General features: G+C 64.6%; 8 protein-coding genes. 3 read left to right on the top strand and 5 right to left on the bottom strand.

Translation table 11 applies throughout. The features are described 5' to 3' along the window. From OXH56_12630 to OXH56_12620, 3 genes are all read left to right on the top strand, one after another. Positions 1-204 (top strand): ABC transporter permease subunit (locus OXH56_12630; protein MCY3556152.1); only part of this gene is annotated, 204 nt, incomplete at its 5' end. A gap of 27 nt (positions 205-231) precedes the next feature. Then, entirely contained in the window at positions 232-1,974 is a 1,743-nt protein-coding gene (locus OXH56_12625) for a peptide ABC transporter substrate-binding protein (protein MCY3556151.1), read from the top strand. Between the two features lie 137 nt (positions 1,975-2,111). After that, positions 2,112-3,506: an MBL fold metallo-hydrolase gene (locus OXH56_12620; GenBank protein MCY3556150.1), complete on the top strand. Its 1,395-nt coding sequence runs from the start codon at positions 2,112-2,114 to the stop codon at positions 3,504-3,506. A gap of 69 nt (positions 3,507-3,575) precedes the next feature. Here OXH56_12620 and rnz read toward each other — a convergent pair whose 3' ends face one another. The 5 genes from rnz to tilS form a co-directional block, all read right to left on the bottom strand. Then, on the bottom strand, positions 3,576-4,493 hold the full coding sequence (gene rnz, locus OXH56_12615) for a ribonuclease Z (protein MCY3556149.1): 918 nt from the start codon (positions 4,491-4,493) through the stop codon (positions 3,576-3,578). 35 nt (positions 4,494-4,528) lie between these two features. Then, positions 4,529-5,383: a dihydropteroate synthase gene (folP, locus tag OXH56_12610; GenBank protein MCY3556148.1), complete on the bottom strand. Its 855-nt coding sequence runs from the start codon at positions 5,381-5,383 to the stop codon at positions 4,529-4,531. 2 nt (positions 5,384-5,385) lie between these two features. Beyond that, a complete protein-coding gene (ftsH, locus tag OXH56_12605) occupies positions 5,386-7,464 on the bottom strand; it encodes an ATP-dependent zinc metalloprotease FtsH (protein ID MCY3556147.1) in 2,079 nt (692 codons plus the stop codon). Between the two features lie 92 nt (positions 7,465-7,556). Then, positions 7,557-8,072, bottom strand: coding sequence for a hypoxanthine phosphoribosyltransferase (gene hpt / locus OXH56_12600; protein MCY3556146.1), 516 nt, complete (start codon positions 8,070-8,072; stop codon positions 7,557-7,559). Next, the gene (tilS, locus tag OXH56_12595) at positions 8,072-9,511 is read right to left on the bottom strand and encodes a tRNA lysidine(34) synthetase TilS (GenBank protein MCY3556145.1); all 1,440 of its coding nucleotides are present in this window, start codon (positions 9,509-9,511) and stop codon (positions 8,072-8,074) included. Before tilS ends, hpt begins: the two co-directional genes overlap by 1 nt. Between the last annotated feature and the right edge of the window lie 7 nt (positions 9,512-9,518).

The following is a 9,518-nucleotide window of genomic DNA, read 5'->3' as shown; positions in this document are numbered from 1 at the left end:
GAGGCGGGACTAAGCTTCCTCGGACTGGGCATCAACCCGCCCACGCCGAGCTGGGGACAGATGGTCAGCAGCCATCTGCCCAACGTGATCTACTACTGGCACCTCGCCCTCTTTCCGGTATTCATGATCGCCCTTGTCATGCTTGGATTCTCGCTCATCGGCGACGGCCTGCGCGACGCCCTCGACCCGCGGATGAACGAGTAGGGCTGCCCGCCCCATGGCAGGTGCATCATGCGAAACAAGACCGGCTTTTCGATACCAAGGCGTTCGAGCTTACTGATCCTCGTCGCGGGTTTGGCCTGGTCGGCCTACGGCCTGATCGATACGCTCCTCGCCGACACCGAACCGCGCTACGTCAATTCCATCGGCGTACCGCTCCCCGGGGACGCCCTTCCTCCCGGACAGCAGGTTATTCGCGTCTTCTCCGAGTCACGGCCCTATAACGAGTGGTTCCGGACGGTTTACAAGGGCGCCGCGGGGAAATACATCATCGCCGAACCCCTGACGCGCACCAACCGGAATTTCGAGTTGCGGGGCGGCGCGGCGGAACGATGGGAGGTGTCGGATGACGGCCTGGACTGGACCTTCCACCTGCGGCCGGGGCTGCAGTGGAGCGACGGCCGGCCGCTTACGGCACACGACTACGTCTTCTCCCTGCGCCGCGGCGCAGATCCGGAAAACGCCTACGACTTCGGGTGGTACTACCAGCCGATCCGGAACTGGCAGGCCGTCGTCGCCCGCACGGTGCCGGTGGACTCCCTGGGTGTCTGGGCTTCCGACGATCTGACCCTCCACATCGCGACCGAAGAGACCACGCCCCACCTGCCTCTGCTGTTGACCTACTCGTGGGTATCGCCCGAACATTCGGTGCGCAAGTATGGCGACACGTGGTCCACCCGGCCGGAGACCTGCGTGTCTTCCGGCCCCTTCGTCATGGTGGAATGGACAAAGGGCGAGCGGATGGTCTACGAGGCCAATCCCATGTACCGCGGGGTCGACAAGCCCTATCTGGAAAGGTTGATCTACAAGATGTTCAACCTGACCACGCCGCCTCCGAGGATACCGGCATACGAGGCCGGAGAGATCGATTTCACCGAGGTGGAGAACCAGGCGGAACTTGCCCGCCTCCTTTCCGATGACGCAATAAGCGACCAGGTCCATACCTGGCCCAATTTCTGGACCCACTACCTGTTTTTCGACGCGACGCAGCCACCGTTCAACGACCGGCGGGTCCGGCTCGCGCTGAGTCTCGCTATCGACCGGGACGCCATATGCCGTTCCGCGCTGAAAGGCTTCGCCATACCCGGCTACGCCATGCTGCCGCCCGGATTTCCGGCATACTCCGACGGTGCTTATGCGGAAAGCCAGGGCTATGACCCGGAACGCGCCCGGAAGCTGCTGTCGGAGGCAGGGTATCCCGATGGCCGCGGCATTCCCGAACTGGACATGTGGCTGCGGAACGAGATCGTCATGCACCGGGACGCGGCAGAGGGGATCCAGGCGATGCTGCAGCGGAACCTGAATATAGAGGTCGAAGTACGCAACGTGGAGAACAAGGTCTTCATGGACGGCCTGAACAACCACACCCTGGCCTTCGGAATGGTACCCTACGAATTCGATTTCGTGGATCCCAGCAATCTCCTGGGACTTTGGCGGTCGAATGGGCGGCACAACTGGAACAACGCCGCTTTCGACGAACTGATGACCGAGGCCGAGGCCGAGGTCAGGGATCCGAACCGCCGGATTTCACTGTACAGGGAAGCCGAAAGACTGCTGGTGGAAGACGTGGCCGGCGTGTTCCTGTGGCACCGGCAGCGCGCGCAGGTGTGGAAGCCCTACCTTAAAGGATCGGCGCTTGAGCCGAACGCGTTGGGTTATCGTTCGTGGCGGGGCGACCAGGTGATGAGTTCCTCCATCACCTTTTACCTGGCGGAAGACCAGCCGGGGCTTGCCCTGCCTACCCGGAGACCGTGAAGCGGTGACCGGAGCCAGGGAAGCCGAGGCGAACCACGGCAGGCCGGAGCCAGGGAAGCCGAGGCGAACCACGGCAAGACGGAGCCAGGGAAGCCGAGGCGAACCACGGCAGGCCGGAGCTAGGGAAGGAGTCCGACATGATACTCAACCAGTACTACCTGGGCTGTCTCGCCCACGCGTCCTATTTCCTCGGGGACGAATCCTCCGGCGTCGCGGCCGTCGTGGACCCGCAGCGCGACATCGGCCAGTACATCGAAGAAGCCGAAGCCCGGAACATGACCATCGAACATGTCTTCCTGACACACTTCCACGCGGATTTTGCCGCGGGCCACCTGGAACTGAGGGACCGCACCGGCGCCATGATCCACCTCGGGGCGCGCGCCGAGGCGGATTACCCCTTCGAGCCGATGAGGGACGGCGGCGGCATGGATCTGGGCCGGATTCGGCTCGCGTTTCTCGAGACGCCCGGGCATTCTCCCGAGTCCGTCTGCATCCTGGTCTTCGATCCCGATGGGGCGGCCTCACCTTACGCCGTGCTGACCGGGGACACCCTGTTCATCGGCGACGTGGGCCGTCCGGACCTTCGGGCCGCGCTCGGTTGGAAGGCCGAGGACCTCGCCGACCTGCTCTACGATTCCCTCCACGGGAAGCTGATTCCGGCGACCATGGACGAGACGCTCGTCTATCCCGCACACGGCGCCGGCTCGTTGTGCGGCAAGAACCTGAGTACGGACACGGTGTCCACCATGGGAGATCAGAAGAAGTACAACTACGCCCTGCAGCCCATGGACCGGGAGACCTTTACCCGCCTCATCACGACGGACCAGCCCGAGGCACCTTCGTACTTCACCTACGACGCCGCGTTCAACGCGCAGGAACACGAAACGCTGGATCATCTGCTGAAGCGCAACCTGAACCCCCTTTCATTGGAGGAGGTGTTGCGCAAGGTGGAAGACGGCGCCCAGTTGCTCGACACGCGGGACGCCGCGGACTATGAGGGCGCGCACCTGAAGGGGAGCATCAACATCGGCCTCGGAGGCCAGTACGCCAGCTGGGCGGGCACCCTGCTGCCGCGGGACCGGCCGATCGTGCTGGTCACGGAATCGGGCGCGGAGGAGGAATCCGCCCTGCGTCTGGGACGCATCGGCTTCGACCATATCGCGGGATATCTGAAGGGCGGCATGCACGCACTGGATGAACGGCCCGACCTGCTTGGCCGGACCGACCGCATCACCGCGGCGGCGCTCCGGGACCAGTTGGACTCGGAACGCCCGCCCCTGGTGCTCGACATCCGGACCAGCCAGGAACGCGCCGCCAGGTCCATCCGGGGCAGCCTCCACGTTCCCCTGAACCACCTGGATGAACGACTGGGCGAGATCCCCACCGGCACCACGGTGGTCGTCCAGTGCGCCGGCGGTTATCGTTCCGCCATGGCGGCCAGCATCCTGAAGCGGAACGGTATCGCGGACGTGATGGATCTGGTCGGGGGCCTGGCGGCCTGGGAGGCCGTCCAGCGCGAGGCCGCGGAGTAACCCATGGGCAGGGCCTGCGCCTGCACCCGCGCCGAACAGGCCGGATAGGCTACACTCACCGGGCCGGCCTCATTTATACATGGGTACGTTGAATTCCATGAGATCCCGCGCGACGCGGGTGGCGGGAAAGACCTTGCGCGCTTCGGCGGCCAGCGGCCCATCCTGCATGTAGCGGGAACTGATATGGGTCAGCACGAGGTTGCCGACCTTCGCGCGCCGGGCGATGCGGGCGGCCTGCACGACCGTCGAGTGGTGCTTCTGTCGGGCCTGCGCCCGCAGGTCGTCGCTGAACATGCCGTCGTGGATCAGCACGTCCGCCTCGAGAGCGAGCGACTCCACCTGGTCGCACGGCCGGGTATCCGTGGCGTATACGATCTTCCGGCCCCGCCGGGTGGGACCCAGGACCTGTTCGGGCTTGATCACCCGTCCATCCCTCAGCTTCACGTCTTCACCGGCCTGCAGCCGCCCGTAGAGCGGTCCCGGCGGTATGCCCAGCCGCCGCGCTTCCTCGACCTGGAACTGACCGGGACGCGCTCTCTCCTGGAAGGCGAAGGCCAGCGTAAAGCAGCTGTGATCCACGGGTACGGCCTCGACGAAGACCGTGTCGTCCTCGGAGACCAGGCCGCCTTTGGTCTCCGTGACGATCACGGGGAAGGGGCACTGGTGGCCCAGAAATCGACGGTTGCCTTCCACGAACTCTGAAATGCCCGGAGGCCCGTGGATGTTCAGGGCCCGTTCTCTGGGTATCTGCCCCATGGTCATCAGCAAACCGGGCAGTCCCATCACGTGGTCGCCGTGCAGATGGGAAACATAGATCCGTTCGATCTTGCTCAGGGGCAACTTCGCCCGGACCATTTGCGTCTGCGTGCCTTCCCCGCAGTCGAAGAGGAACACGCGGCCGTCGCACTGGACGGCCACGGACGGCAGGTTTCGCGTCAGGGTCGGTATGGCGCCACCGGAGCCCAGGATAACGATGTCTATGGTCATGATGGAAGATGGATGGCCTTGTTTTCTGTGGACGCCTACTCCTGTCGCGCCTTGCAGATCGCGTCGGTCATGCGGACCACGCGGCTCATTTCCCTGACGTCGTGTACCCTGACGATGCTGGCGCCGTTGGCGACGCCAAGCGCGACCGCGGCCGCCGTGCCCTCCATCCGGTCGTCTTTCTCCACGTCGAGCACACGGCCGATGAAGGACTTCCGCGACGGGCCGACCAGAATGGGGCGATTCAGACGCTGGAATGACGCCAGGGACCGGATCAGGAGCAGGTTGTCGCTGAGCCGTTTGCCGAAGCCGATGCCGGGATCGATTATGATCCGCGATCTCCGGATGCCGTGCGCCACGGCGTGTTCTATGCGTGCGTCCAGCCACGCGACGATTTCGTTCACGGTATCGCGGTAACCGGGATTCCGCTGCATGTCCCGCGGTGTGCCCGCCGTGTGCATGATCACCACGGGAACTCCTGCTGCGGCGACCGTCCCGGTCATATCCGGATCGGCGGTCAAGCCACTGACGTCGTTCACCATGCGAGCCCCGACGTCAATTGCCCTGCGGGCGACCTCCGCCTTACGCGTATCGATGGACACCGGCTGCTCGATCCGGTCCTTCAATTTTTCAATGACGGGAATGACCCGCCTAAGTTCCTCCTCCAGGCCGACCGGTTCCGCGCCCGGCCGGGTGGATTCTCCGCCCACGTCGATGACGTCCGCGCCCTCTTCGGCCAAACGCTGGCCGTGCCGTACGGCAGTTAATGGGTCCCAGTACCGGCCGCCGTCATAGAAGGAATCCGGCGTGACGTTGAGGACGCCCATGATGCGCGTGCGTTGCGAACAGTCCCAATGAAACCCGTCACCCTCGATGACCCGTTCATCATCCACAATCAGACTCCGGGGGCGGCCAGGGGAGGCTCCTTGAAAGGCGTGGGGGCCGGCGCTTTGTCCTCGTCAGTCCGGGTCTCCTCCGCCTGCCCGGCTTCATCCTTCGCGTCCTGCGTCGATGCGGCTTCGCGCTGGACGGCCGGCGCCAGCGGTTTGCCCGCGAGCAGTTGTTCCACCTGCCCCCGATCCAGCGTCTCATGTTCGAGCAGGGCCTCGGCCATCCGGTGCAGGACGTCTGCCCGCTTCGCAATGATGGTTTCCGCGCGCTGCCGGCAGGCATCCAGGATCCTCTTCATGTCCTCGTCGACCTTCACGGCCGTTTTGTTGCTGTAATCCCGCTTCCGGGTGAGTTCCCGGCCCAGGAACACTTCCCCTTCCTGATTGCCGAGGGCAAGAGGGCCGAGTTCTCCCATCCCCCAGCCGCAGACCATGTGACGCGCCAGATCCGTGGCGCGCTTGATGTCGTCGCCGGCACCGTTGAACGTGTCGCCGACTCCGATGCGTTCCGCCACCTGGCCGGCCAGCAGGCAGGCGATCTGGCCCCGGCACCAGGCTTCCGAATACAGGTATTGGTCTTCCTCCGGAATGGAATAGGTGATCCCGAGCGCCTGCCCTCGGGGAATGATGGTGACGCTGTGTGGAGAGTCGATCTCGGGGATCAGTGCGGCAGTCAGGGCGTGGCCGCTTTCGTGGTAGGCCACGGTCCTGCGCTCTTCTTCCGACATGACCAGCTGGTGTTCCGAGCCCATGACGATGCGGTCCCTGGCCCGTTCGAGGTCCGACATGGCGATCCGCTTGTGATCTTCCCGCGCGGCGAGCAGTGCCGCCTCGTTCATGATGTTCTCCAGGTCCGCGCCCGACATGCCCGATGTAAGCCTGGCCATGGTCTTAAGGTTCACGCAATCCGCAAGCGGCTTGTCCTTCGCCTTGATTTCCAGGATCTGCTCCCGCCCTCGGACGTCCGGCCGGTCCACGGTGACGTGCCGGTCGAACCGTCCGGGCCGGAGCAGCGCCGGGTCCAGCACGTCGGGGCGGTTCGTGGCGGCGATGAGGACGACCCCGCTGTTCGGCTCGAAACCGTCCATTTCCACGAGCAACTGGTTCAGCGTCTGTTCCCTTTCATCGTGCCCGCCACCCAGGCCCGCGCCCCGGTGGCGGCCCACGGCGTCCAGCTCGTCGATGAAAATGATGCACGGCGCGTTCTCCTTGCCCTGTTTGAACAGGTCCCGCACCCTGGACGCGCCGACCCCCACGAACATCTCCATGAAATCCGCGCCGCTCATGGTAAAGAAGGGAACGCCCGCTTCACCGGAAACCGCGCGGGCCAGGAGGGTCTTTCCCGTGCCAGGCGGACCCAGCAGGAGCACGCCTTTCGGAATGCGCGCGCCGAACCGGCTGAACTTGTCCGGATGCTTGAGAAACGCCACGACCTCCTGCAGGTCGCGCTTCGCCTCTTCGACGCCGGCCACTTCACTGAACTTGACGCCTTCGCGCTCTCCCGATAGCCTGGCCTGGCTCTTCCCCATGGAGAAGAGGCCCTTCTGGCCGCCCTGCATCTGCCGGAAGATGAGGATCCACAGGCCGATGATGAGGAGCAGCGGAAACCAGGTGACCAGGTGCGTATACCAGGGACTCGACTTCGGCCGTGCGGTGATCGTTACGTCTTTCCGCACCAGCTCATCGATCAGTTCCGTGTCTTCGAAAGGAATCTCGACCTTGAATCGGGTCTCCATGGATTCCCGGCTGCCGGGGACGGGTGTACTGACCCCGTTCCTGAATTCGCCGACGATGGTCTTTTCGAGAATCGTCACGCTCAGGATGTTCCCGTTGGCCAGGTGGTCCCGGAACGTGGAGTATCCGATTTCCATCCCGTCGGACCGGTTCCGGCTGAAGAACTGTACCAGCACCACCGACAGCAGGGCCAGAAGTACCCACATGACGATGGTGCGGGTCCGGCGCGGCGCTTGCTGCCGGTTGCCGCGGCCCTGGCCCGGCGCTTGCTGCCGGTTGCCGCGGCCCTGGCCAGGTGGATCGGGGCGTCGTTCCCGCGACCCTTCTCTGTGCTGCCCGGTGTTCGTCATTTGACCTTGCCCGTTCCGACTGACTGTGCGCTACTCCAATAAACAAGCGTGAGGATATGCGAGGCCGTATTCACGCCCGCATGCCCCCACGCTCAGGCATCCTGTTCATCGACCACGGCGACGTACGGCAGGTCCCGGTACCGCTCGCCCCAGTCGAGGCCGTACCCTACGACGAAATCGCCCGGTATGTCGAAACCCCGATAATCGATCGAAACGGGCGCGCGTTCCGCCCCCGGTTTGACCAGCAAGGCGCATACCTTCAGGGACAACGGTTCCTGCTTCGTCAACACTTCCGTAAGATAGCCCAGCGTCAGCCCCGTGTCAACGATGTCCTCCACGATTACGGCGTGCCGTCCGCGGATGTTCACATCGAAGATATCGGCCTTTACGACGCCGGCGGAAACCTGCCCCGTCCCATAGGTTGAAGCGCGTACGAAGTCGATGGTGAGAGGTATCGTGATTTCCCGCATAAGGTCGGCAAGGAAGACCACGCCCCCCTTGAGACATCCGATGAGTACCGGGTTCTTCTCCCGGTAGTCCGCGGAAAGGCGTGCCCCGAGGCTTTTCACCTTCTCCGCGATCTGTTCTTCGGTGAGCAGGATTCTCATCACTTCGGGTTTTTCACCTTAAGCTCGGCGACCATCACGCGGCGCGTCTTCCCGGTGACCAGCCCCTCGTTGCTCTGCCGGTAGCCCGCCACCCACAGGATCTGCGTTCCGTCCGTGACGACCGGCACGCGGTCGCGCAACAGCCGGGGCACGTCCCATTCGTTGAACAGCTTCTTCAGGGACTTGTGTCCAGCCAGGCCGAATGGCGACATGCGGTCGCCCTGTTCGCGGGAACGCACGGTCCACGGCCGGCGCACGGCCGCCGCATCGAAAACGGCCCGGTGCGCCGTGGCGTCGGGCGCGGTTTGCGCGGACCCCTCCGCGACATGGATCGACAGGTTCGTGTCCGGTAACTCCACCTTCCCGGGAACCTCCAGATTCAGTCGGAAAGGCGCTAACAGGCCTCGACACATAACCAGTTCGGACGTGCGGCATTCCATGCGGACCCCGCAGGGCAGTTCCTGGATTTGCCCGACCGGGCCCCGTCCGATCCATGCACGGGTATCTTCCACCTGGTCGAAACGCAGCCGCTCCTCGTTGCCACCCAGGGTCCGGACCAGGCGCCGGACCAGGACCCGCTGCAGGGCAGGCGCCGCGTTCGTCCAGGCATCGAGGTCCAGCCGTAGGACATTCCCGTCCTCGCGCCGGGCATGATTGGCGAGAAATGTCGTCGCCTTTGCATCCAGGTACTCCGCCTCGCCGCGCGTCACGTCCGCGAGGCGCGACAGCCCCTGTACGATATGGGGATTGTACTCCCTTTGCAGCAGGGGTACGAGGTGGTGTCGGATCCGGTTGCGGAGCACGTCCTGGTCCTCGTTGGTGCGGTCGGTCCGGTAGGACAAGCCGTGCTTCTGTACATATTCGGCGATCTCTCCGGCGGTGACGTCCAGCAGCGGCCGGATGATCCACCCGTCCCTGACCGGGCGGATAGCCGACAGGCCCGAACTGCCGCTGCCGCGCAGGAGCCGCATCAACACCGTCTCGGCCTGATCATCCGCTGTATGGCCGGTTGCCACGGAATCGGCATCCTGGTCCAGCAGCACCCTTTTCAGGAATCCGTACCGTACCTCGCGCGCGCCCTGCTCGACGGAACAGCCGTTCTCCCGGCAGTAGGCGGCGACGTCCGCCCGTTCCGCGACGCAGGGCAGGCCCAGTGACGCCGCGTAGTCCTTGACGAAGGCGGCGTCTTCCCGCCCTTCCCCGCCGCGGAGGCCGTGGTCGAGATGCGCCGCCCCCAGTTCCATGTCCAACTTGTCCCGGAGGCCGTGCAGGGCGTGCAGGAGGACCACCGAGTCCGCGCCGCCGGAGACCGCGGCGATCACCCGGTCGCCCGCCCTGATCATCCCGTGGCGCCGGATCCTGGTCTCGATCTTATGTTCAAATGTATCGGGCATGAGGAATCGCGCGTTGCGCGCATGGGGATCAGCGGGGGGAGACATAATGAAA

It is taken from the genome of Gemmatimonadota bacterium (assembly GCA_026702745.1).
Lineage (GTDB): Bacteria > JAAXHH01 > JAAXHH01 > JAAXHH01 > JAAXHH01 > JAAXHH01.
Note: the sequence above shows the minus strand (reverse complement) of the source record. Positions and strands in the feature narration are given on the sequence as shown.

Excerpts from the sequence above, each read along its gene's own strand:
- rnz (MCY3556149.1), bottom strand. The coding sequence starts at position 4,493 with ATGACCATAGACATCGTTATCCTGGGCTCCGGTGGCGCCATACCGACC.
- hpt (MCY3556146.1), bottom strand. The coding sequence starts at position 8,072 with ATGAGAATCCTGCTCACCGAAGAACAGATCGCGGAGAAGGTGAAAAGC.
- tilS (MCY3556145.1), bottom strand. The coding sequence starts at position 9,511 with ATGTCTCCCCCCGCTGATCCCCATGCGCGCAACGCGCGATTCCTCATG.
- OXH56_12625 (MCY3556151.1), top strand. The coding sequence starts at position 232 with ATGCGAAACAAGACCGGCTTTTCGATACCAAGGCGTTCGAGCTTACTG.
- ftsH (MCY3556147.1), bottom strand. The coding sequence starts at position 7,464 with ATGACGAACACCGGGCAGCACAGAGAAGGGTCGCGGGAACGACGCCCC.
- OXH56_12620 (MCY3556150.1), top strand. The coding sequence starts at position 2,112 with ATGATACTCAACCAGTACTACCTGGGCTGTCTCGCCCACGCGTCCTAT.